This window comes from Phormidium sp. CCY1219 (genome assembly GCF_035615515.1).
GTDB lineage: Bacteria > Cyanobacteriota > Cyanobacteriia > Cyanobacteriales > Laspinemataceae > CCY1219.
The window spans coordinates 1-218 of sequence record NZ_JAJENT010000106.1; the positions used below are offsets into that span (position 1 = coordinate 1).

1 protein-coding gene is annotated in these 218 nt (G+C 46.8%); it reads right to left on the reverse strand.

Annotated features, from left to right (window positions below; translation table 11 throughout):
* Positions 1-32: 32 nt before the first annotated feature.
* Positions 33-182, reverse strand: coding sequence for a hypothetical protein (locus LKK83_RS00610; protein WP_324628793.1), 150 nt, complete (start codon positions 180-182; stop codon positions 33-35).
* Between the last annotated feature and the right edge of the window lie 36 nt (positions 183-218).

Here is a 218-nt window from a genome sequence, read left to right on the forward strand (position 1 = left end):
CTTGCTTGTCAGTCCGGAAAGCAATCAGCCAATCAGACTATAGTTCTCTCAAACATTGCTTGATGAGTTAACTCAGCGCGATCGCTCTGACAAAACCCAGAAATGCGATCGCCGTAACTAAACCCAGAACTGCGATCGCCGTGACCAAACCCAGAACTGCGATCGCTCCCCAATCCTCCCATAATTTTCTCTACCTAACACAATACCATGTTTCGATA

Coding starts and splice junctions, on each gene's coding strand:
- LKK83_RS00610 (WP_324628793.1), bottom strand. CDS start 182: ATGGGAGGATTGGGGAGCGATCGCAGTTCTGGGTTTGGTCACGGCGAT.